The organism is Stenotrophomonas sp. YJH_SMC_119, assembly GCF_059368315.1.
Genome location: NZ_JCAFRP010000006.1, coordinates 73,657 through 95,338, shown reverse-complemented (window position 1 = coordinate 95,338; position 21,682 = coordinate 73,657). Strand labels below are relative to the sequence as shown.

Here is a 21,682-nt window from a genome sequence, read left to right as displayed (position 1 = left end):
AAAAAGGGGACGGAGGGGATTAAGTCGTTTATGCCACTTACGACTTAATCCCCTCCGTCCCCTTTTTGGGGCTTAGGCCAGTGCCTGCTCGTGCACGCCGGCGATCGCGCGTCCCGAAGGGTCGGCAGCGGCGGCGAAGCTGGCGTCCCAGGCAATGGCCGCCGGCGACGAGCAGGCGATCGACTTGCCGCCCGGCACGGTCTCCGCTGCCGCACGGCTTGGGAAGAACTGCTCGAACAGGTGGCGGTAGTAATACGCCTCCTTGGTCTGCGGCGGGTTGTGCGGGAAGCGCTTGTCGGCCGCCGCCAGCACGCGGTCACTCACCTGCGCCTCGGCATGCGCCTTCAGGCCGTCGATCCATCCATAGCCGACGCCATCGCTGAACTGCTCCTTCTGACGCCACAGGATGCTGTCCGGCAGGTAGCCGTCGAACGCCTCGCGCAGCACCGCCTTCTCGATGCGACGGCCACCGAACCCGGCGCCCACCATCTTGTGCGCGGCATCGAAGCGCATCGCCACGTCGAGGAATTCACGATCCAGGAACGGCACGCGCGGCTCCACGCCCCAGGCCATCATCGACTTGTTGGCACGCAGGCAGTCGTAGTTGTGCAGCGCGTCGAGCTTGCGCACCAGCTCCTCGTGGAATTCACGCGCATCCGGTGCCTTGTGGAAATACAGGTAGCCACCAAAGATCTCGTCGCTGCCCTCGCCGGAGAGCACCATCTTCACCCCCATCGCCTTGATCCGCCGCGCCAGCAGGAACATCGGCGTGGAGGCGCGGATGGTGGTGACGTCGTAGGTTTCGATGTGGCGGATCACTTCCGGCAGCGCATCGAGGCCTTCCTCGAAGGTGTACTCGAAACCGTGATGCACGGTGCCCAGCGCTTCGGCAGCAATGGCAGCGGCAGCCAGATCGGGCGAGCCCTTCAAGCCGATCGCGAACGAATGCAGGCGCGGCCACCAGGCTTCGGTCTGCCCGCCATCCTCGATGCGGCGACGTGCATAGCGCGCGGCTACCGCCGCCACCAGCGACGAGTCCAGGCCACCGGACAGCAGCACGCCGTACGGCACGTCACTCATCAACTGGCGTTCCACTGCATGCTCGAAGGCTTGGCGCAGTTCGGCCAGATCGGCCTGGCGACCCTGCACGTCGGCATAGTCACGCCACGGTTGCTGGTAGTAGCGCACCAGTTTACCGCTGGCACTGTCGAAATAGTGGCCCGGCGGGAACTGCGCGACATCGGCACAGGTATCGACCAGCGCCTTCATTTCCGAGGCCACGCGCAAGCGCCCCTGGGCGTCGTGGCCCCAGTACAGCGGCACCACACCGACCGGGTCGCGCGCCACCAGCACGCGTCCACTGTCACGGTCCCACAGCGCGAAGGCGAAGATGCCGTTGAGCTGTTCCAGCCACTGCGCCGGCGCGCCGCCCTGGCGGTAGAGCGCGTTGATCACCTCGCAGTCCGAGCCGGTCTGGAAGTCGTAGGTGGTGGTCAGCGCTGCCTTCAACGCCTGGTGGTTGTAGATCTCGCCGTTCACCGCCAGCGCCAGCTGGCCATCGGCCGACAGCAGCGGCTGCGAACCACCGGCCGGATCGACGATGGCCAGCCGTTCATGGACCAGCAGCGCACCTTCGTCGAGGTACACGCCGCTCCAATCCGGGCCACGGTGGCGCTGGCGTTGCGACAGTTCCAGCGCGTGGCGGCGCAGGGTGGGAAGATCGTCACCGGCCTGCAGGCCGAAGATTCCGAAGATCGAACACATGAGGGAGCTCCTGTTGGGGAATTTCACGGGTGGGAAGGTGTTCGACCGGCCATCCAGGCCCGGGTAGGCTGCGCCCGGGCACAAAAAAACCCGCATCGGCTGATGCGGGTTTTCTGGTGTCCGGGCGTGTGTTGCTGTCTATCTACCCAGGGCGCAGTCCCGCATCGGCCGCGCACGATTATTCGCGCGCAGATTATTGCGGTTGTTGTTGTTGACGGCGGTGGCCAGGCGGATCGACATGGCATCGACCCTACCCCGGTTTCCAGCGCGGCGCAACAGTTGCGTCGGCAACCGAGGCACCGGGGCACTGGTTGCCCTGCCCTGCCTGGGCCTGGCGGCCTACCAGACCCTCACCCGCCTTCGGCCCTGCCAGCGGCGGCCGGCTTGTTCGCCAGGCCCCAGGCGCAGCGCTTCTACATGGCGCGCCAAGCTACTGGGAAAAGGCGATCATGCCGCCGTTATTCATCTTTTCGGACCAGGGCCCGGCTGCAGTCCTGCGGAAGGTGTGCCGACCCACGGTCGGCACTCGCCCTCCTCACACCAGCAGCCGTTCCACCAGCCGCTGGTACAGCCCCGGCAACGCTTCCAGATCGTCCACGCGCACATTCTCGTCCACCTGGTGGATGCTGGCATTGACCGGGCCTACTTCGATGCATTGCGCGCCCAATGGCGCGATGAAGCGTGCATCGGAGGTGCCGCCGCCGGTGCTTTCTTCTGGCGCGCGGCCGATGTGCTCGGCCAGCACCGCACGGGCGATGGCGCGCAGCGTGCCTTCCGGGGTGTAGAACGGCTCGCCGCTGCGATGCCACTTCAGCGTGTACTGCAGGCCATGCCGTTCCAGCAGTGCGGTGATCTCCGCCTCCAGCTTCGGCGCATCCCAGTGCGGGTTGTAGCGGATGTTGAAATCCACGTCGAGCTCACCGGGAATCACGTTGTTGGCACCGGTGCCGGCGTGGATGTTGGAGATCTGCAGGCTGGTCGGCGGGAAACTCTCGTAGCCTTCGTCCCAGCGCCGCGCGCATAGTTCTGCCAGGGCCGGCGCCGCCTGGTGAATCGGGTTGCGTGCCTTTTCCGGATACGCCACGTGGCCCTGCACGCCTTGGACGCGCAGTTTGGCCGACAGGCTGCCGCGACGTCCCACGCGCAGCAGATCGCCCAGCGTCGCGGTCGACGACGGCTCACCGGTGATGCACCAGTCGATGCGCTGCCCGCGTGCGGCGAACAGGCGTGCAACGTGGCGCACGCCATCGATGGCATCGCCCTCCTCGTCGCTGGTCAGCAGTACCGCCAGCGTGCCGGGATGGTCGGGATGGTCGGCGACGAACTGCTCGGCGGCCACCACGAACGCCGCCACGCTGCCTTTCATGTCGGCGGCACCGCGCCCATACAGCACGCCATCGCGGATATGTGGGGTGAACGGGTCGCTGGTCCAGGACTCGCGCGGGCCGGTGGGCACCACGTCAGTGTGGCCCAGCAGAACCAGCACCGGCGCGCCCTGGCCATGGGTCGCCCACAGATTGTCAACGTCGCCCAGGCGCAGATGATCGCACTGGAATCCGGCCTGCTTCAGCCGCGCCGCCAACAGCGCCTGGCAACCAGCATCGTCCGGCGTTACCGAAGGTCGCGCAATCAGCTCGCAGGTCAGGTCGAGGACCGCGCTCATGCGTCGCCCACGCCGAAGCGTGCCTTGAAACCATTGTCACTGAAACCCTGGCTGGCTTTGCCATCGGCGGTGACCACCAGCGGGCGCTTGATCAGCTGCGGATACTCGCGCAGCAGCAGCTTCCATTCGGCCTCGGAGTCCGCAGCCTTGCGGTTGTCCGGCAGCTGCCGCCAGGTGGTGGAGGACTTGTTGACCATCGCCGCCAGCCCCCCCAGCTGCGCGGCCCATTCCAGCAGCATTTCCGGGCTGGGTTTGTTCTCGCGGTAGTCGACGAAGGTGTACGGCACGCCGAAGCGGTCCAGCCACTTGGTCGCCTTCTTGCAGGTATCGCAGTTCTTCAAACCGTAGACAGTGGTGCTCATGGCCATCTGTGATGCTGGAAAACAGAGGGCCAGAATCTCACAACAGGCGCTCGGACACGACCCGGAACGGCACTCTCGGCAAGCGGAAGGCCAGGCCCGATGCAAGCGCCACGCCCATCGCCTGCAGGCGCGGGCACTGCAGCTCGCGTTCCAGGCGCAGCGGCTGCAGGTTGTCGAGGTCTACCGGCAGCGCGACGCGGGTGCTGGCCCAGCGACAGTCGCAGGTGCGGGCGATGGCCTCGTCCTGGCAGGTGAGGAAACGCAGGAGGGCCTGATGGCCACCGAAGGCGGCGCCGGCATCGGCCAGCGCCGCGACAGTGCGCGGCGCAGTCGGGTCCAGCGCAGGCGTGCAGCAGGCGCGGCAGCATCCGCCCCAACAGGGTGTCGGACGGATGCCGGTAGATCGCGGACTGCGCCAGATCCTCCGGCGCAGCCACCTTCAGTCGGCCAGGCCGCGCAGCAGGTCGTTGACGCTGGTCTTGCTGCGGGTCCTGGCATCAACCTGCTTGACGATCACCGCGCAGTACAGCGAATGCGTACCGTCCTTGCTCGGCAGCGAGCCGGACACCACCACGCTGTACGGCGGGATGTAGCCGTAGGTGATCTCGCCGGTGGCACGGTTGTAGATGCGGGTGCTCTGGCTGAGGAACACGCCCATGCCGATCACGCTGTGGTGACCGACCACCACGCCTTCCACCACTTCCGAACGCGCACCGATGAAGCAGTGGTCTTCAATGATGGTCGGGCTGGCCTGCAGGGGTTCCAGCACGCCGCCAATGCCGGCACCGCCGGACAGGTGGCAGTGCTGGCCGATCTGCGCGCACGAACCCACGGTGGCCCAGGTATCGACCATGGTGCCCTCACCGACATAGGCACCGATGTTGGTGAAGCTCGGCATCAGCACCACGTCCTTGCCGAAGTACGTACCGCGGCGGGCAATGGCGCCCGGCACCACGCGCACGCCACCACGGCGGAACTTCGCTTCGTCATAACCGGCAAAACGCGATTCGACCTTGTCCCAGAACGGCGCCGGACGTGCGTCGACCACGGCCATGTCGTTGACGCGGAAATACAGCAGCACGGCCTTCTTCAGCCACTCGTTGACCTTCCAGCCACCGTGGCCGTCCGGTTCGGCAACGCGGAATTCGCCGCTTTCCAGGCCATCGATCACACGGTTGACCAGCGGCCTGGTCGAGCCTTCCAGTTCGTGAAGGGTCAGCGTGGCGCGGCGTTCGAAGGCACTTTCGATGCCGAACTTCAGTTCTTCCACGCCCGGCGCGGCCGGCTTGCGCAGCGACTTGCGGGCGATGGTTTCGGCGCGTGCGGCTTCTGCGCTCTTGGCCGGGGCCTTCTTCGGTGCCGCCACCTTCTTCGCCGGCGCCTTCACCACCGCGGCTTTCTTCGGCGCGGCGGCCTTCTTCGCGGCCGGCACGGCGGCAGTTTTCTTGGCCGCTGCGCTCTTGGCGGTGGCAGCAGTCTTCTTAACAGGCTTGGTGGCCATCAGGCGGGGTCTCCGGCGTTTCGATCAGGGTCCAGGCAGGCCAGCATCGCGTCATGCAGCTGCTGCCGGGCAGGTTCAGTCAGGGGGAGGTCGTGTTCGTCACTGATCACGAAGGTGTCTTCGGCGCGTTCGCCGAACGTGGCAATGCGTGCATCATGCACGCGCAGGCCCTGGTTGCGCAGCACGAACGCCACGTCGGCCAGCAGGCCGGGGCGGTCGGGTGCGACCAGGGCAAAACGGGTTGCGCCCGGTTCATCGCGGAACTCGATGCGCGGCGCGAAGCGGAAATGGCGCAGCTGGCGTGGCACCACCCGACGCGACGGGCGCAGGCGCGACAGGTCACCACTGAGTGCCTCGCGCAGCGCGGCCTCCAGGTTGGCGCTGCTGCCATCGGCGAAGCTGTCGGCCGGATTCACTTCGAAGGTATCGAAAATGGTGTCGGCCGGGCCATCCAGCACGCGCGCGCGATGGATCCCGTAGCCCTTGCGGTCCAGGGTCATCACGATGGCGGCAAACAGGCCGTCGCGGTCCGGCGAATGCACGAACACTTCCAGTGCCGGGTCGTCGACACTGATGCGGCGCACCTTCACCAGCGTCTGGCCCTGTTTCACCGGTACCAGCGCGGCGGCCTGCCAGGCCAGCTGCTCGGGGCGCAGGCGAATGAAGCCCTCATCCGGCATCACGGCGAACTGGCGGTCGATGGTGGCGTCGTCGTAACCCTGCTCGCGCACCAGTGCGCGCACGCTGTCGCGCGCCTCTGCCACGCGCTCGGCCGCCGGTACCGGATGCTCGAGCCCTTCGCGCAGCGCGCGCCGGGTGGCGAAATACAGATCGGCCAGCAGGCGGTCCTTCCACGCGTTCCACAGCTTCGGACTGGTGCCGGCGATATCAGCGCAGGTCAGCAGGTACAGATAGTCGAGGCGGTCGCGGCTGCCCACCAGGGTGGCGAAGCGATGGATCACCACCGGGTCGGCGATGTCCTGCTTCTGCGCGGTCACCGACATGCGCAGGTGCTGTTCGACCAGCCACGCCACCAGTTCGGTATCGGACGTGCTCAGCGCATGCGCCTGGCAGAACGCGCGCGCATCGACCGCGCCCAGTTCGGAATGGTCGCCGCCGCGGCCCTTGGCAATGTCATGGAACAGGCCGGCCAGCAGCAGCAGCTCCGGCTTGCGCAGGCGCGGCCAGACTTCATGGGCGATCGAGAAGCGTTCGTCGGCACGGCTGCTGGCGAACAGGCCGATGTTGCGCAGGACCATCAGCGTGTGCTGGTCGACGGTATAGACATGGAACAGGTCGAACTGCATGCGCCCGCTGACCTGGGCGAACGCGGGAATCCACTGGCCGAGCACGCCCAGCCGCGCCATGCGCGAAAGCGTATCGACCGGGCGTTGGCCACGCAGCAGGGTCATGAACTGCTCGCGCGCGTCGGTGTCGGCCTGGTCGTAGGCCGGCAGCAGCGGCAGCGCTTCGGCCAGCGCGCGCGCGGTCAGCGAATGCAGGCCGCGTACCTGCGGATTGTTGGCCCAGCTGGAGAACAGCGCAAACACCTGGCCGATATCGCCACGCGGCCAGTCGGCCTCGTTGGCGGCCAGGTAGCCGCGGCGCAGGGAGAAGCCCACGGTCAGCGGTTCCGGCTGCGCTTCGCCATCGAACTGTTCCTCGAAGCGCTGCAGCAGGCGGTCGCTGATCCGCCGCACCACCAGCGCGGCGCGGTAGAAGCCCTGCATCATCTTCTCGACACCGAGGTTCTCGGCGTCGTCTTCGAAGCCCAGGCGCGCGGCCAGGGTCTTCTGGTAATCGAAACGCAGGCGCTCTTCCGGGCGACGTGCTACCAGGTGCAGGCCGAAGCGCAACCGCGCCAGCACCGCACGTTCGCGCTTGAGCGCCGCGGCTTCGTCGGCACCCAGATGGCCGAGCCCGACCAGGGCTTCCAGGTCGCGCACGCCGAAGGCGCGCAGTGCCATCCAGCCCAGCGTGTTGAGATCGCGCAGGCCACCGGGGCCATCCTTCAGGTCCGGCTCCAGGTTGTCGGCGGTATCGCCGAAACGCTGGTGCCGGTTGCGCAGCTCTTCCAGCTTGGCCAGGAAGAACGCGCGTGCCGGCCACAGTTCGCGGTCGTCGATGGCCTCGCGCAGCGCGCGGCGCGCCGCATCATCAGCCAGGATCGGGCGCGCCTCGATCAGCGCGGTCAGCACGGTCTGGTCCGTCGCCGCCTCGCGGCACTGGGATGCAGAACGCACCGCATGGCTGACCGCCAGCCCGCAATCCCACAGCAGCGCAAACAGGCGCGCCAGTGCCGCTTCGTGCGCCAGCTGTGCCGGCGGGCCGCCGAACACCAGCAGGTCGATGTCCGAGCGCGGGAACAGCTCACCGCGCCCATAGCCGCCCACCGCGAACAGCGACAGGCCACTATCGACTGGCAGGCAGCGCTGCCACGCCAGGCGGATCAGATGGTCGGCGGCACGCGCGCGCAGCGCCAGCAGGCGCTCGATGTTGTCGCCCTGGTCGAAGCGGCGGTACAGGCGCGCGTCGGCCTGCTGCAGCGCCTGGCGCGCGGCAGCAGCCCAGTCCGGGTCGTTGAGCGACGCGGCCGGCGTGTCCAGCAGCGAACTCGCCGGCAGCATCCTCAGGAGACCTGCGACTCGCCCGGCGACAGCGTCAGCACGTCGACGCCGGTCTCGGTGACCGCGATCATGTGCTCCCACTGCGCCGACAGCTTGCGGTCCTTGGTCACCACGGTCCAGCCATCCGGCAGCACCTTGTTGTAACGGGTGCCCTCGTTGATCATCGGTTCGATGGTGAAGGTCATGCCCGGCTGCAGCACCAGGCCCTGGCCCGGGCGGCCGTAATGCACCACCTGCGGCTCGTCGTGGTAGACCTTGCCGATGCCGTGGCCGCAGTACTCGCGCACCACGCTGAAACGCTCGCCTTCGGCATAGCTCTGGATGGCATGGCCGATGTCGCCCAGGGTTGCGCCCGGACGCACCGCACGGATGCCGCGCCACATCGCTTCGTAGGTGGTTTCCACCAGGCGGCGGGCCATCACCGACGGCGTGCCGACGAAGTACATGCGGCTGGTGTCGCCGTGCCAGCCGTCCTTGATGACGGTAACGTCGATATTGATGATGTCGCCATCCTTCAGCACCTTCCCTTCGCTGGGAATACCGTGGCAGATGACGTTGTTGACCGAGGTGCACACGGTCTTCGGGAAGCCGCGGTAGCCGACGTTGGCCGGAATCGCGCCCTGCACGTTCACGATGTGGTCGTGGCAGATGCGGTCCAGCTCCTCGGTGGTGACACCGGGCTTGACGTGGGGGGTGACGATGTCGAGCACTTCGCTGGCCAGGCGGCCGGCGATGCGCATCATCTCGATTTCCTGCGGGGTTTTCAGATTCACGCTCATGGCGCCCATTATCGCCGATCCCGCTGCAATCTGAACGAACGCCACCCAACTGGCGATCCGGGGCATGCACGGTTCCGGCAAGGAAAGTGAAAGCGTGACGATCTCCACCCTTTCGCACGCCTGTTTATCACGGATTACAGACACTTACCCGCAGAAGCTGGCTACGACCGTTGTCAAAGCGGCCCCGAACCTGCCGCCTTCGCCTTGTTCAACAGACCTTCGGGTCAGGGAGGTTGTCCATGCGATCCACGCTCCGCTCACCGCTCGCCTGGGTCCTGACCGGACTGTTGCTGGCCGGCCCCGCACTGGCCGCCGACACCACGACCTTCAACGTGACCCTGGTGGTCACCAAGGCCTGCACCATCACGGCGGCGGCGGCCACCAACGTTGACTTCGGCACGGCGGCCTCGACCACGGCGACCCCCACCCTGGGCCAGGGCACGGTGACCGCCCAGTGCTCGGCCCTGACCCCGTACACGATTTCGCTGAACGCGGGCGCCAATGCCAGCACCGCCAACGACGTCACCACCCGCCGGATGAAGAACACCAACGCCGCGGTGACCGCCAACAACTTCGTTGGCTACCAGCTCTACCAGGACGCCGCTCATACCCTGGTCTGGGGTGCAACCTCGGGCACCAACACCCAGGCCGGCATCGGCACTGGCCTGGCCGTGCCCTACATCGTCTACGGCCAAATCCTGAACCTGAGCACCAACAACCCGGCCACCGGCAACTACCTGGATACGGTCACCGCCACGATCACCTATTGATGGAGCACGCCCGCATGGCCGGACCCCGCCCGTGGCGCGCCACCGGCGTGGCGCTGCTCGCCCTCTCCCTGCTGGCCGCAGCCCCTGCCGGTGCCACCAGCCTCCAGGTCGCCCCCACCAGCCTGCAGCTTGAGGCCCGCCAGCGCGCCGGCGAACTGTGGCTGACCAACAGTGGCACCTCGCCGGTCAGGCTGCAGGTGCGGGTCTTCCGCTGGGTACAGCAGGATGGCCAGGAACAACTGCTGCCCACCGAGGAACTGCTGGCCACCCCTCCGATGCAGGAACTGGGCGCGGGCCAGCAGCAGCTGGTACGGGTCATGCGCCCGAACCACGAACCGCCTGCGACACAGCAGTACTACCGGCTGATCGTCGACGAGGTGCCTGATCTGGCGACCCGCGCCAACGGCATGCAGTTCGTGCTGCGCTATTCGATCCCGGTGTTCGTGCAACCCTCGGGCGGCAAGCTGGCGCCGCGCCTGCAGGCCAGCCTGGTCCGGCTGCAGGACGGACGCAACGGCGTGGAGGTGGCCAACACCGGCAACAGCTATGCACAGATCGCCGACCTGGCGCTGGGCAGCGTCCAGCGCCCGCGCATCGTGCACCCCGGCCTGCTGGGCTATGTACTGCCCGGGCAGGTGATGCGCTGGCCGATCGAGCGCACGGCCATCGACCGCGACAACGACCAGATCACGGCCAAGCTCAATGGCGAGTCGGAACAGACGCCGCTGTCGCCGCCACCGGCTCGCTGAGGCGTTGATGGGCGCGCTGTTTGCTGCCCTGGCTCCTGCGGCGACCGAAGCCGCCGATGTGTCCGGCGTGGCTGCCGCCGGGGCTGCGGACGTCTCCGGGGTGTCGGCCGACGCGATCCTGCCCGCCCCCACGCCCCTGACCGCCAGCCAGACCCTGTACCTGGACGTCTCGCTCAACAGCACGCCCCGCGGCCTGCTGCCATTCACTGAAACCCGTGGCCGGCTGCAGGCCAGTCCGGAAGTGCTGCGCCAGCTCGGCTTCAGCGCCCGCGGCGATGCGCCGGTCTATCTGGACCAGATCAGCGGGGCCGTTGTGCGCTACGACGCGCATATGCAGACCCTGGCCCTGGACGTGCCGCTGGACCAGCTGACCCTGCCGACCACCGTGCTCAGCCAGCCGCAGACCCGGGCACCGGCCAGCACCGCCTCGCCCGGCCTGCTGCTGAACTACGACCTGTATGGCAGCCGGGTCGACATGCTCGGCAACCTCAGCCTCAGCTCGGAGCTGCGCCTGTTCGGGATCGGCAACGGCACCGTCGAGAACACAGCGATCAGCCGGCGCTACCAGCAGCCCGGCGACCGTCGCTGGCGCGGTGAGAGCGTGCGCCTGGATACGCGCTGGAGCCTGGATTTCCCCGACAAGGCGATGACGCTGGAGGTCGGCGATTTCTACAGCGGCTTCGTCGACTGGACCCGTCCGGTGCGTCTGGGCGGCCTGCAGATCGGCCGCAACTACGGCCTGCAGCCGTATCGCGTACTCACCCCCACGCCCAGCTTCCTCGGCCAGGCGGTGGTGCCGTCCACGGTAGAGCTGTACGTCGATGGCCTGCGCCAGTACAGCGGGCAGGTGCCGGTCGGTCCGTTCCAGCTGGCCGCGCAACCCGGCATCAGCGGCACCGGCAGCGCACAGGTGGTGGTGACCGATGCATTCGGGCGCATGCAGACGCTGGATTTCAGTTTCTATGGCACCCAGCAGCTGCTGGCCAAGGGCCTGTCGGACTGGTCGGCCGGCGTTGGCCGCCTGCGTGAGGATTTCGGCCAGCGTTCCTTCGCCTACGACGATCGCACCGTGGCCAGTGCCAGCTGGCGAGGCGGTATCAGCGACACCTTTACCGGCGAAGCACATGCCGAAGGCGGCGGCGGCCTGGCCCAGGCCGGCATCGGCGGCTGGTGGCTGCTCGGCGGCGCGGGCGTGTTCAACGCCGCCTATGCGCACAGTGACTATCACGGCCTGCGGGGCGGGCAATGGGCACTGGGCTACAGCTGGAACAACCGCCGACTCAACTTCAATCTGCGCAGCGTGCGCAGCCATGGCGATTACCGCGACCTGGGCGCACTGCAGGGCAGCCTGCCGCCGAGCATCAGTGAACAGGCCACGGTCGGCGCCGATCTGCTGCGGCTGGGCACGCTCAGCGCCAGCTACCTGCGCCTGCGCTATCCCGACGGAGACGACAACCGCTACGCCAGTCTGTTCTGGTCACGCACCTGGAGCCAGCGGTGGTCGGCCTACCTGTCGGTGAACCAGAACCTGGACAAGAGCGATGACCGCAGCATCTACCTGTCGGTCACCGCCAGCCTGGGCAACAACCGCCAGGCCAGCCTCTCCAGCCAGCGCAACGGCGACAGCCAGAGCTGGGTAGCGGACGTGACCCAGCCGGTGCCCGGCGACGGCAGCGCCGGCGGCGTCGGTTGGCGCGCGCAGGTGCGCCATGGCGAGGACGGCAATGGCGGCCTGGCCGAAGTCGGCATCCTCAATGACGTCGGTCGCTACTCATTCGGCGCCTCGCGCCAGGGCGGCCTGAACTATGCCTACGCCAGCGCCAGTGGCAGCCTGGTGTGGATGGGCGGGCATGCCTTCGCCACCCGCGAAGTCTCCGACGCGTTCGCAGTCATCAGCACCAACGGCGTGGGCGGCGTGCCGGTGCGGCTGGAAAACCGGCTGATCGGCGTGACCGATGATCGCGGCCTGCTGCTGGTCAGCCCACTGCTGTCCTGGCAGCGCAACCGCGTCTCCATCGACACCCTGGACCTGCCCGAGGACATGCGCGCCGATCGCATCGAAGACTGGGTGACACCCCGCCAACGCGCCGGTACCCGCGTGACCTTCGCGCTGCGTTCGCGGCCGTCGTTGAACCTGACCCTGCACGGCATGGACGGGCAACCGCTGGAGGTCGGCAGCGAGGTGCAGCTGCCGGACGGGCGACAGGCGCTGGTGGGCTATGACGGGCTGCTGTACCTGGAAGACGTGTCCGCCGGCAGCGTGCTGTACATCACCACCAGCCGCGGGCAATGCAGGGTGAAGGTACCGGACGTGCCCAAGGTGGTGGCTTCCGGCGCGCGACCGAAGCCGGCACCGCTGGCGTGCATCCCGGAGGTAGCGCCATGAGGACGTTGCTGCTCGGCCTGCTGCTGGTCGCCGGCCTGCTGGCGGCGGCACCGGCCCGCGCCGTCGCGGTGTGCGCCGCCGTCGCCGACCCGACGCTGCCGTTTGGCAACGTCAACAGCAATGCCCCCGGTGCAACCACCGGCACGCTCAACATCACCGTGACCTGCACCACCGCTGCGTTGAGCCTGCTGGCCACCACCGGCGTGCGGGTCTGCGTGGGCATCGGCGCCGGCAGCGGCGGCGGCAGCAGCTCCAGCTGGCGCACGATGAAGACCAGCGCCAGCGACAGCATGAATTTCCAGCTCTACAACACCTCCAACTTCAGCCAGGTAACCGGGCTGACCCCGCGTGGCACGCCGCCGGCACAGGAACTGACCATGACCTACAGCGTGCCGTTGCTGACCGGTGGCAGCGGTGCGCAGTCGACCCAGCTGTTCGCGCAGATCCCGGCCAACCAGATCCTGGCGTCGGGCGCTTACAGCAGTACGTTCAGCGGTGCGAACGTGGTGCTGACCTGGGCCTGGAACGAAGTGCTGCTCGGCACCGCCACCGTGCCCGCCACCTGCAACGGCGGCGCCACCGGTACCAACAGCGCCAGTGCCGCCTTCAGCTTTACCGCCACCGCCAACGTGTTGCCGCAGTGCGGAAGCTATGTCACCACCAACATGAACTTCGGCAACGTCACCGGCGGCATTCCCGCCAACATCGACCAGACCGCCACCTTGACCCTGACCTGCCTGAAGAACACGGCCTACCAGGTCAGCCTCAACAACGGCCAGAACAATCCCACCGCCACCAGCACGCGGCGCATGGCCACCACCATCGGCGGCAGCACCTACTACCTCACCTACGAGCTGTACCGCGATGCCGCGCGCAGCCTGCGCTGGGGCAACACCCTCAACGTCGATACCGTTGGCGGCACCGGAAGTGGCAGCGCGCAGCAGCTCACGATCCATGGCCGGGTGCCGCCGGTCACCGGCCAGCCCCCGGCCGGCATCTACAACGATGTGGTGCAGGTGACGATCACTTATTGACCTGTGTGCCGACCAACGGTCGGCACCCACCAGGCAGGTTTCGGACGATCGACGCCCACCGGGGCGGTTTCGGCAGATCCACGTCATGCGTGGATGCGCGCATCATTCCTGTGCCAGGAGCAGTCGACTGACAGTCGACGCTACAGATTCGGCCGATCCAGCCGATACCGCGCAGCGAGATCTTTCAGCACGGTGGTTGCCAGGTGGCTCGCGCATTTCTGATCGGGGCGATACTGTTCGCCAGCACATCGGCGTGGGCCGAACCCGGCCCCAGCAACCTGCAGATCCGCCTGACCGTGGTCGAAGCCTGCCGCGATGACCCCGGCAGCACCCACTGCCCCGCACCCCACCAGCGCAGCGACACACCGCAACTTCCGCCCCAGGTCCGCGAGCTCGCGCCTCCCGCCGACGACGAAGACACGACGTCCGCCGTGACCGTCATCTACTGATGCGGGCACTTCTGACCCTGCTGGCGATGCTGCTGGCGTTGCCTGCCGCGGCATTGGACCTGTTGCCGACCACACTGCAGCTGCCCGCCGAAGGTGGCCAGGGCGAACTTTGGCTCTTCAACCCCGGCCCCGGCCGCTGGCAGGGCCGGGTACAGATCCTTGCGTGGGACCAGCAGACCGACGCGGACATGCTGCGTCCCACCGACCAGGTGCTCGCCAGCCCCACCCTGCTCGACATCCCGCCCGGCGTCCGACAGCGCATCTGGCTGCTGCCACGCCAGCCGGCATCCGCTGTCGGCGAACAGGCCTATCGGGTCGTCCTGGCCCCCACTACGCCAGGCCTGCAGCGCTATTCGCTGCCGTTGTTCCGCGGGCACGCCACACCAATGGCCCAGTCGCGGCTGCATGCAGGGATCGAACCCGGCCAGTCACATACCTTCCTGCGACTGAGCAACACCGGTACCCTGCACGCACGCCTGAACGATCTCGCCTACATCACCAGCGGCGGTCAGCGCACCCTGCTGCTGCCCGGTCTGGCCGGGTATCTGCTGGCCGGCCATGAGCGCCGCTGGGCCCTGCCCGCCCGCGCTGATGGCTACGCCGGCGGTCATTTCCAGGCCCGGCTGCAGGATGGCCGGATGGTCGATCTGGTCGCTCCAGGCCCGGCAATTGCAGCCAGCGCACCGAGCGGGCTATAATCGACCGGATTCCTGCCGCCTGCGTGCGCGGGAACCCGTCCACACCGGACGTCACCGGTGAATCCACACCTGCTGCCCCCATCCGTGCCGGGGTGCTCCGCAAGGAGTTCGGCCACGGAGGCAACAGGGAAGCCCAACCCCGGAACCGATCGCGCTTCCACGCGTCCCGCATACCTATCCCCGCGGGCGGAATCGCTGGTTCCATATCAGGAGTATTGCAATGCCCCAGGTCACCATGCGTCAGATGCTGGAAGCCGGCGTCCACTTCGGCCACCAGACCCGCTACTGGAACCCCAAGATGGCTCCGTACATCTTCGGCGCCCGCGGCAAGATCCACATCATCAACCTGGAAAAGACCGTCCCGCTGTTCAACGACGCGATGAACTTCATCTCGTCGGTTGCCCAGAAGCGCGGCACCGTCCTGTTCCTGGGCACCAAGCGCAGCGCCCGCGAAACCATCAAGGAAGAAGCCGAGCGTTGCGGCATGCCGTTCATGAACCAGCGCTGGCTGGGCGGCACCCTGACCAACTTCCGCACTGTCAAGCAGTCGGTTGCCCGCCTGAAGGAACTGGAAGCCGGTGAAACCGACGGCACCTTCGAGAAGCTGGTCAAGCACGAAGTGCTGGGCCTGCGTCGCGAGCGCGACAAGCTGGAAGCCTCGCTGGGCGGCATCAAGGACATGAACCGCCTGCCGGACGCCATCTTCGTGATCGACATCGGCCACGAAGACATCGCGATCAAGGAAGCCAAGAAGCTGGGCATCCCGGTCATCGCCGTGGTCGACACCAACTACAACCCGGAACTGGTGGACTACGCCATCCCGGGCAACGACGACGCCATCCGCGCTGTGCAGCTGTACGCCCGCGCCGCTGCCGACGCCGTGCTGGAAGGCAAGGCTGCTGCTCCGCACGCTGCTTCGGTGCGTGAGGAAGAGTTCGCTGAAGCCGCTGCTGAAGGCGAAGAGAAGCCGGCCCGCCGCGCTCCGGCCAAGAAGGCTGCCAAGAAGGGCGACGACGCCCAGGCCTGATCCAGGCCCGGGGTGGACGCCCGGCGTCCACCCTCCCTGCGCGCAGCCTTTGGCGCGTGACAGGACCGTGTCACACGGGCCGGCCACCATGCCGGCCCAACCCCTTTCTTTCGTGAGGTAATCCCGTGGAAATCACTGCTTCCCTGGTCAAGGAACTGCGCGAGCGCACCGGCGCCGGCATGATGGAATGCAAGAAGGCGCTCACCGAAGCCAACGGCGACATCGACGCTGCTGCTGAAGCCATGCGCAAGTCCGGCGCTGCCAAGGCCGACAAGAAGGCTGACCGCGTGGCCGCCGAAGGCCGTCTGGGCCTGGCCCAGGATGGCGGCAAGGCCGTGCTGGTCGAAGTCAACTCGGAAACCGACTTCGTCGCCAACGATGACAACTTCAAGTCCTTCGTCAATGCCGTTGCCGCTGCCGCCCTGGCATCGGGCGCCACCGACGTTGAAGCCGTGAAGGCTGCCAAGCTGGCCGATGGCCGCACCGTTGAAGAAGCCCGCGCCACCGCCGTGCAGACCCTGGGTGAGAACATCCAGATCCGTCGCATGGTGAATGTCGACACCACCGGCAACATCGGTGCGTATGTCCACACCAACGGCAAGGTCGGCGTGCTGGTCGATCTGATCGGCGGCGACGTCGAGCTGGCCCGTGGCCTGGCCATGCACGTGGCTGCGCTGAAGCCGCCGCACAACAAGGCTGCGGACGTTCCGGCCGACTTCGTCGAGAAGGAAAAGGAAATCGAGCTGGCCAAGATGTCCGAAAAGGACAAGGCCAAGCCGGCCGACATCCTGGAAAAGATCATCAGCGGCAAGATCAACAAGATCGTCAGCGACGTGACCCTGTACGGCCAGACCTACGTGCTGGGCGACACCACCGTCGAGCAGGTGGTCAAGGCCGCTGGCGCCGATGTTGCTGGCTTCAAGCTGCTGATCGTCGGCGAAGGCATCGAGAAGGTGGTGGAAGACTACGCCGCCGAAGTTGCCAAGGCGATGCAGGTCTGATTCCAGCCTTCCGGCTGTGAAGCAACCAGAAGGAGCCGCGGGAGACCGCGGCTCTTTTTTTATGCCGGCGGCCCTGTGGGGTGCGCACAGCGGCACCTTTGCGTTGCGCGCGAATCAAGCCGATACTCGGCACAGGGAATCAACAGTCATTTAGCAGGAACGAAAATCGCGGACTGTGATGCATTCCTAGGTATTCTTGTCCCAATGGAATTGAACGACCCGACATGCCTCCCGAGCTGACAGCTGCCCTGGCGCTCTGCCGCAACCTGCCCTCGCCACCCGGTATTGCCCTGCGCATCATCGAACTGGCACAGGACCCGGAAGCGGATATCGCCACCGCCGCCGACATCATCGCCATCGACATGGCGCTGAGCGCTCGCATGCTGCGCATCGCCAATTCGCCGCTGTACGCCAGCCGCCGCCGGATCGAGAACCTCGGCCAGGCACTGACCATGCTCGGCCTGAATGCCACGATCAGCCTGGCCCTCGGCTTCACCGTCACCCAGGGGCTGACCGGCGGCACCGGCGCCGACCACGACCTGCGCCAACGCGCCTGGAAGCGCAGCATCCTCAGCGCGCTGGCTGCCAGCCAGCTGGGCCAGGCCCGCGGCCTGCGCCGGCTGGAAGAACTGATGCTGGCCGGCCTGCTGCAGGACCTGGGCGTACTGTGCCTGGCCCAGGCCGAATCGGAGCGCTACCTGCCGCTGCTGCGCGAAGCACGCGACAACATCGACCTGGTCGCGCGCGAGCGCGACGAACTGGGCTGCAGCCACGCCGAGGTCGGCGCCTGGGTGGCCGAGCAGTGGGGCCTGCCGCGCTACCTGGTGGAGAGCATCAGCCACAGCGAAGACCTGGACGCCGCGGAATCGCCGTTCCAGGCCTGCGTGCAGCTGTCCGGTGCCGTGGCCGACATCTGGCTGGACGATGACGCCGATGCCGCCCGCGAGCGCGCCCTGCAGCAGGTGCATGACCGCCTTGAACTGGACAGCGCCCGTTTCGACCAGGTCCTGACCCGCATCAGCGAGGCCCTGCCGGACATCGCCAGCCTGTTCGAGGCCGGCCTGAATTCCCCCTCGCGGGTGCGCGAGCTGATCGACCACGCGCAGGAGCTGGCCACCCTGCGCAACCTGCGCGAACTGCAGGATGCCGACCAGGCCCGTCGCCGCGCTGACGAATTCGAAGCCCGGGCCAAGCGCCTGGCCGACCAGGCCCATCGAGATGCCCTCACCGGCGTGCTCAACCGGCGCCAGCTGGAAGCCGTGCTGGAGCAGGAATTCCTGCGCGCCGGTCGCCAGGGCTGGCCGCTGTCGGTGGCCTTCATCGACCTGGACGACTTCAAGAAGATCAACGACGCCCATGGCCACCTGACCGGCGACGAGGTGCTGCGGGCCTTTGCCGGCAAACTGCAGGGCCAGCTGCGCCACAGCGACACCGTGGCCCGCTTCGGCGGCGAGGAGTTCGTCGCGCTGCTGCCCAACACCAGCGAAACGGTAGCACTGGACGTGATCCGCCGGGTACTGGCCAACATCGTTGCCACGCCGATGGCCGAACTGGAAGGCGGCCCGCTGTTCGTCACCTTCTCCGCCGGCGTGGCCACCCAGGGCGGCTACGAACGCTTCGCCGACGTGCAGGACCTGCTGCGCGCCGCCGACGACGTGCTGTACCGCTCCAAGAACCTCGGCCGCAACCGGGTGATCGCGCGCTCCCCCGGCGCCCTCGGCCACGACGAGCTGTCAGCGACCGCGGGCGCCGAGCTGGGCTGAACCGGAAGCCCCGGATGACCAGGGCGAACGCCAGGATTTTACGCCGCAGTGCACAAAACACTATGGCCCGACGCCGCATGCGCGTAGAATCGCCCGCGATTTCCACGCACCCGAGGTCCCCATGTCCAAGCTCGCCTATCGCCGCATCCTTCTGAAACTGTCCGGGGAGGCGCTGATGGGAGATGAGGACTACGGCATCGACCCGAAGATCATCAACCGCCTGGCCCGTGAGGTCATCGAAGCCCAGCAAGCCGGTGCCGAAGTGGCGCTGGTGATCGGCGGCGGCAACATCTTCCGCGGCGCCGGCCTGGCCGCAGGCGGCATGGACCGGGTCACCGGCGACCAGATGGGCATGCTGGCCACGGTCATCAACGCCCTGGCCATGCAGGACGCCCTGGAGAAGCTGGGCGCCAAGGCGCGCGTGATGAGCGCGATCAAGATCAACGACGTGTGCGAGGACTACATCCGCCGCCGCGCCATCCGCCACCTGGAAAAGGGCCGCCTGGTGATCTTCGCCGCCGGCGTCGGCAGCCCGTTCTTCACCACCGACTCCGGCGCCGCCCTGCGCGCGATCGAGATCGGCGCCGACCTGCTGCTGAAGGCCACCAAGGTCGATGGCGTGTACGACAAGGACCCGAACAAGCACAGCGATGCGGTCCGCTTCGACAGCCTGAGCTATGACGAAGTGATCCGCCGCGGCCTGGAAGTGATGGATACCGCCGCCTTCGCACTGGCCCGCGACAGCGACCTGCCGATGCGCGTGTTCGACATGGGCCAGCCGGGCGAGCTGCTGAAGATCCTCAACGGCGAGAACATCGGCACCCTGGTCCAGGGCCGCGATCCGGCCTGAGCCTGAGCGCGCGGCGACAACCGGGCCGATTCAGGCCCGGCAGCGTCCCGTATTCGCCTATAATCGCCCGATTCCAGATACATCCAGGACCGGGCGATGCTCAACGACATCAAGAACAACGCGCAGACGCGCATGGCCAAGAGCATCGACGCTCTGAAGCACACCCTCACCTCCATCCGGACCGGGCGTGCCACGCCGGCCCTGCTGGACCGCGTGACGGTCAATGCCTACGGCAACGCCAGCACCCCGCTGAACCAGGTTGCCTCGATCTCCAACGCCGATGCGCACTCGCTGCTGGTCACCCCGTTCGACAAGGGCATGATCAAGGAGATCGAGAAGGGTCTCTACAACGCCGAGTTCACCCCGAACACGCTGGGCACCGCGATCCGCATCAACATGCCGCCGCCGACCGAAGAGCGCCGCAAGGAGCTGGTCAAGCAGGTGCAGAAGGAAGGCGAAGGCGCCAAGATCGCGATCCGCAACATCCGTCAGGACGCGAACAAGGAAATCGCCAAGCTGGTCAAGGACAAGGCGATCAGCGAGGACGAGAAGAAGCGCGGTGAGGACGACATCCAGAAGTTGACCGACACCAACATCAAGGACGTCGACAAGGTCGTTGCCGACAAGGAAAAAGAACTGCTGTCGGTCTGAAGTCGATGCCTTCAGTCCCGCCTCCGTTGCCGGCCACCCTGCCCCGCCACGTCGCCATCATCATGGATGGCAACGGGCGCTGGGCACAGCAGCGCCGCCGCCCGCGCGTGATCGGCCATCGTGCCGGCGCGCGCGCGGTCAACCGCACCATCGAGCGCTGCCTTGAACTGGGCATTCCGGCGCTGACCCTGTTCGCGTTTTCCAGCGAGAACTGGGGCCGGCCGCAGGAAGAAGTCGACGCCCTGATGAAGCTGTTCCTCGGCGCGCTCGACCGCGAAGTGGACGAACTGCACCGACGCGGCGTGCGCGTACGCTTCATCGGCGAACGCGAGCGCTTTGGTGCCGGACTGGTCAGCCGCATGCAGCTGGCCGAGCAGCGGACCGCCGACAACACCACCCTGACCCTGTCGATCGCCGCCAGCTACGGCGGTCGCCAGGACATCGCCCGTGCCGCGCGCGCACTGGCCGCTGAAGTCGCCGCAGGACGCCTGCTGCCCGAACAGATCGACGAATCGCTGCTGGGCAGCCAGGTCGCCCTGGCCGACCTGCCGCCGCCGGATCTGTTCATCCGCACCGGTGGCGACACCCGCATCAGCAACTTCCTGCTGTGGCAACTGGCCTACACCGAGCTGTGGTTCACCGAGGCGCTGTGGCCGGACTTCGATGCCGCCCTGCTGCAGCAGGCGCTGGATGCCTATGGCAGCCGCGAGCGTCGTTTCGGCCTGACCAGCGCCCAGATCGCCGCACTGGCCACCGAGACCTCCAGCCCATGACCAAGACCCGAGTCCTCGCCGCGCTGATCATGGCGCCGCTCGCCATTGCCGCGATCCTGCTGCTGCCGACGCAATGGCTGGCCGCCGCCGCCGCCGCCGTGCTGCTGATCGGCCTGTGGGAATGGCTGAAGCTGGCCGGCATCGAAGACACCCTCGCGCGCACCGTGCTGCTGGTGCTGAACCTGCTGCTGATGGTGCTGCTGGTGTGGGCCGATGGCAGCACGCTGGTGCTGTTCCAGATCACCACACTGGCAGGTGTTGCCTGGTGGCTGGCGGCGCTGGCCTGGCTGCGCTTCTTCAACTTTGGCGCCCAGCCGACGGCCCCCTCCCGGATCGTGAAGATGCTGGCCGGCACCCTGGCCATCGTTCCTGCCTGGGCAGCGCTGGTACTGATCCACGCTGGCGGTGACCCGCCAGGCAAGCAGGGCCACCTGTGGCTGCTGGCGGCACTGGCACTGGTCTGGGCAGCTGATTCGGGCGCCTATTTCGCCGGCCGTCACTTCGGCAAGCACAAGCTGGCGCCGCGGATCAGCCCCAACAAGACCTGGGAAGGCCTGTTCGGCGGCCTGCTGGCCGGTGTCGCCGTGGCCCTCGGACTGGGCTGGCTGGCCGGCATCGACATCGCGCACCTGCCGGGCCTGCTGATCACCTCGGTGGTGGCCGTATTCGCGTCGGTGCTGGGTGACCTGTTCGAAAGCCTGATCAAGCGCCACGCCGGTGCCAAGGACTCGGGCAACCTGATTCCGGGCCATGGTGGCGTGCTCGACCGCGTCGACGGCGTCCTCGCCGCCGTGCCGGTGTTCGCGCTGGGCAAGGAAATCTTCGGGTTCTGACC

19 protein-coding genes and 1 pseudogene are annotated in these 21,682 nt (G+C 67.2%); 13 read left to right on the top strand and 7 right to left on the bottom strand.

Features of this window, described 5'->3' with window-relative positions; all coding sequences use genetic code 11:
* Positions 1-72: 72 nt before the first annotated feature.
* The 7 genes and pseudogenes from asnB to map form a co-directional block, all read right to left on the bottom strand.
* Positions 73-1,764 carry an asparagine synthase B gene (asnB, locus tag AC5P6S_RS11110; RefSeq protein ID WP_012479619.1) on the bottom strand — a complete coding sequence of 564 codons (1,692 nt, stop codon included), beginning with the start codon at positions 1,762-1,764 and terminating at the stop codon, positions 73-75.
* A gap of 535 nt (positions 1,765-2,299) precedes the next feature.
* Positions 2,300-3,427, bottom strand: a complete 1,128-nt coding sequence (gene dapE, locus AC5P6S_RS11105) for a succinyl-diaminopimelate desuccinylase (RefSeq protein ID WP_049395930.1) — start codon at positions 3,425-3,427, stop codon at positions 2,300-2,302.
* The gene (locus AC5P6S_RS11100) at positions 3,424-3,795 is read right to left on the bottom strand and encodes an arsenate reductase (RefSeq protein WP_005412750.1); all 372 of its coding nucleotides are present in this window, start codon (positions 3,793-3,795) and stop codon (positions 3,424-3,426) included. The genes dapE and AC5P6S_RS11100 overlap by 4 nt, the downstream gene beginning before the upstream one ends.
* Positions 3,796-3,826: 31 nt before the next feature.
* A pseudogene (locus AC5P6S_RS11095) lies at positions 3,827-4,093 on the bottom strand (hypothetical protein); the annotation flags it as partial.
* Between the two features lie 135 nt (positions 4,094-4,228).
* Positions 4,229-5,290, bottom strand: a complete 1,062-nt coding sequence (gene dapD / locus AC5P6S_RS11090; protein WP_005408756.1) for a 2,3,4,5-tetrahydropyridine-2,6-dicarboxylate N-succinyltransferase — start codon at positions 5,288-5,290, stop codon at positions 4,229-4,231.
* Positions 5,290-7,899, bottom strand: a complete 2,610-nt coding sequence (locus AC5P6S_RS11085; RefSeq protein ID WP_447177726.1) for a [protein-PII] uridylyltransferase — start codon at positions 7,897-7,899, stop codon at positions 5,290-5,292. The genes dapD and AC5P6S_RS11085 overlap by 1 nt, the downstream gene beginning before the upstream one ends.
* Positions 7,900-7,919: 20 nt before the next feature.
* The gene (gene map / locus AC5P6S_RS11080) at positions 7,920-8,762 is read right to left on the bottom strand and encodes a type I methionyl aminopeptidase (protein WP_005408754.1); all 843 of its coding nucleotides are present in this window, start codon (positions 8,760-8,762) and stop codon (positions 7,920-7,922) included.
* Positions 8,763-8,935: 173 nt separating this feature from the next.
* Here map and AC5P6S_RS11075 point away from each other — a divergent pair, with 173 nt between their 5' ends.
* The 13 genes from AC5P6S_RS11075 (at position 8,936) to AC5P6S_RS11015 (ending at position 21,680) form a co-directional block, all read left to right on the top strand.
* On the top strand, positions 8,936-9,466 hold the full coding sequence (locus AC5P6S_RS11075) for a Csu type fimbrial protein (RefSeq protein ID WP_043034862.1): 531 nt from the start codon (positions 8,936-8,938) through the stop codon (positions 9,464-9,466).
* On the top strand, positions 9,466-10,215 hold the full coding sequence (locus AC5P6S_RS11070) for a fimbrial biogenesis chaperone (RefSeq protein WP_043034861.1): 750 nt from the start codon (positions 9,466-9,468) through the stop codon (positions 10,213-10,215). The genes AC5P6S_RS11075 and AC5P6S_RS11070 overlap by 1 nt, the downstream gene beginning before the upstream one ends.
* 7 nt (positions 10,216-10,222) lie before the next feature.
* Complete coding sequence (locus AC5P6S_RS11065; protein ID WP_100438041.1) at positions 10,223-12,601, top strand: fimbria/pilus outer membrane usher protein; 2,379 nt, start codon at positions 10,223-10,225, stop codon at positions 12,599-12,601.
* Positions 12,598-13,635 (top strand): Csu type fimbrial protein, encoded by a 1,038-nt coding sequence (locus AC5P6S_RS11060; RefSeq protein WP_043034859.1) that lies wholly within the window; start codon positions 12,598-12,600, stop codon positions 13,633-13,635. Before AC5P6S_RS11065 ends, AC5P6S_RS11060 begins: the two co-directional genes overlap by 4 nt.
* Positions 13,636-13,838: 203 nt before the next feature.
* Positions 13,839-14,084, top strand: coding sequence for a hypothetical protein (locus AC5P6S_RS11055; protein WP_012479612.1), 246 nt, complete (start codon positions 13,839-13,841; stop codon positions 14,082-14,084).
* Complete coding sequence (locus tag AC5P6S_RS11050; protein ID WP_043034858.1) at positions 14,084-14,782, top strand: fimbrial biogenesis chaperone; 699 nt, start codon at positions 14,084-14,086, stop codon at positions 14,780-14,782. Before AC5P6S_RS11055 ends, AC5P6S_RS11050 begins: the two co-directional genes overlap by 1 nt.
* Before the next feature lie 220 nt (positions 14,783-15,002).
* Positions 15,003-15,809 carry a 30S ribosomal protein S2 gene (rpsB, locus tag AC5P6S_RS11045; RefSeq protein ID WP_005408748.1) on the top strand — a complete coding sequence of 269 codons (807 nt, stop codon included), beginning with the start codon at positions 15,003-15,005 and terminating at the stop codon, positions 15,807-15,809.
* Between the two features lie 125 nt (positions 15,810-15,934).
* Entirely contained in the window at positions 15,935-16,810 is an 876-nt protein-coding gene (gene tsf / locus AC5P6S_RS11040) for a translation elongation factor Ts (RefSeq protein WP_005408747.1), read from the top strand.
* A gap of 224 nt (positions 16,811-17,034) precedes the next feature.
* A complete protein-coding gene (locus AC5P6S_RS11035; RefSeq protein ID WP_005412741.1) occupies positions 17,035-18,573 on the top strand; it encodes a GGDEF domain-containing protein in 1,539 nt (512 codons plus the stop codon).
* A gap of 121 nt (positions 18,574-18,694) precedes the next feature.
* Complete coding sequence (pyrH, locus tag AC5P6S_RS11030) at positions 18,695-19,423, top strand: UMP kinase (protein WP_005408745.1); 729 nt, start codon at positions 18,695-18,697, stop codon at positions 19,421-19,423.
* 96 nt (positions 19,424-19,519) lie between these two features.
* On the top strand, positions 19,520-20,074 hold the full coding sequence (gene frr / locus AC5P6S_RS11025; protein WP_005408744.1) for a ribosome recycling factor: 555 nt from the start codon (positions 19,520-19,522) through the stop codon (positions 20,072-20,074).
* 5 nt (positions 20,075-20,079) lie between these two features.
* Positions 20,080-20,847, top strand: coding sequence for a polyprenyl diphosphate synthase (gene uppS, locus AC5P6S_RS11020; RefSeq protein ID WP_005408743.1), 768 nt, complete (start codon positions 20,080-20,082; stop codon positions 20,845-20,847).
* Entirely contained in the window at positions 20,844-21,680 is an 837-nt protein-coding gene (locus AC5P6S_RS11015) for a phosphatidate cytidylyltransferase (RefSeq protein WP_005408742.1), read from the top strand. Before uppS ends, AC5P6S_RS11015 begins: the two co-directional genes overlap by 4 nt.
* The last annotated feature ends 2 nt before the right edge of the window (positions 21,681-21,682 follow it).

Coding starts and splice junctions, on each gene's coding strand:
- uppS (WP_005408743.1), top strand. CDS start 20,080: ATGCCTTCAGTCCCGCCTCCGTTGCCGGCCACCCTGCCCCGCCACGTC.
- AC5P6S_RS11015 (WP_005408742.1), top strand. CDS start 20,844: ATGACCAAGACCCGAGTCCTCGCCGCGCTGATCATGGCGCCGCTCGCC.
- dapD (WP_005408756.1), bottom strand. CDS start 5,290: ATGGCCACCAAGCCTGTTAAGAAGACTGCTGCCACCGCCAAGAGCGCA.
- AC5P6S_RS11100 (WP_005412750.1), bottom strand. CDS start 3,795: ATGGCCATGAGCACCACTGTCTACGGTTTGAAGAACTGCGATACCTGC.
- map (WP_005408754.1), bottom strand. CDS start 8,762: ATGCCCCGGATCGCCAGTTGGGTGGCGTTCGTTCAGATTGCAGCGGGA.
- asnB (WP_012479619.1), bottom strand. CDS start 1,764: ATGTGTTCGATCTTCGGAATCTTCGGCCTGCAGGCCGGTGACGATCTT.
- AC5P6S_RS11050 (WP_043034858.1), top strand. CDS start 14,084: ATGCGGGCACTTCTGACCCTGCTGGCGATGCTGCTGGCGTTGCCTGCC.
- frr (WP_005408744.1), top strand. CDS start 19,520: ATGCTCAACGACATCAAGAACAACGCGCAGACGCGCATGGCCAAGAGC.
- AC5P6S_RS11075 (WP_043034862.1), top strand. CDS start 8,936: ATGCGATCCACGCTCCGCTCACCGCTCGCCTGGGTCCTGACCGGACTG.
- pyrH (WP_005408745.1), top strand. CDS start 18,695: ATGTCCAAGCTCGCCTATCGCCGCATCCTTCTGAAACTGTCCGGGGAG.
- AC5P6S_RS11035 (WP_005412741.1), top strand. CDS start 17,035: ATGCCTCCCGAGCTGACAGCTGCCCTGGCGCTCTGCCGCAACCTGCCC.
- AC5P6S_RS11060 (WP_043034859.1), top strand. CDS start 12,598: ATGAGGACGTTGCTGCTCGGCCTGCTGCTGGTCGCCGGCCTGCTGGCG.
- AC5P6S_RS11070 (WP_043034861.1), top strand. CDS start 9,466: ATGGAGCACGCCCGCATGGCCGGACCCCGCCCGTGGCGCGCCACCGGC.
- dapE (WP_049395930.1), bottom strand. CDS start 3,427: ATGAGCGCGGTCCTCGACCTGACCTGCGAGCTGATTGCGCGACCTTCG.
- AC5P6S_RS11065 (WP_100438041.1), top strand. CDS start 10,223: ATGGGCGCGCTGTTTGCTGCCCTGGCTCCTGCGGCGACCGAAGCCGCC.
- rpsB (WP_005408748.1), top strand. CDS start 15,003: ATGCCCCAGGTCACCATGCGTCAGATGCTGGAAGCCGGCGTCCACTTC.